The organism is Bradyrhizobium sp. Kon37, assembly GCF_055807535.1.
The window spans coordinates 1-294 of sequence record NZ_JBVVOY010000227.1; the positions used below are offsets into that span (position 1 = coordinate 1).

Consider the following 294-nt stretch of genomic DNA (forward strand, 5'->3'; position numbering starts at 1 on the left):
GTCATTATATTAACAGGATGAAATTATCATTAATGCATATTTCAATATTAGCAGGGATACCTGAGGAGTTTAAAGTGAACATATATATCGGGTTGCGATTTCACCGTTAGCGTGACGCTGCGGGCCCCATCCCTGGCTGATAAACGCCGGTTTGGTACTACCGATTTCACGAGCCAATTTGATGATTTTGTCTGCCGGAACACCAGTGATTTGCGAGGCCCATTCCGGCGTTTTAGCCACGCCATCTGGCCCTTCACCCAGAATATAAGCTTTATAGTGGCCATTTTTCGGCGC

1 protein-coding gene is annotated in these 294 nt (G+C 45.9%); it reads right to left on the reverse strand.

Features of this window, described 5'->3' with window-relative positions; all coding sequences use genetic code 11:
• Positions 1 to 69 precede the first annotated feature (69 nt).
• The coding region (locus AC0L3J_RS37920) for a hypothetical protein (protein WP_473350525.1) at positions 70 to 294 on the reverse strand (225 nt) is incomplete at its 5' end.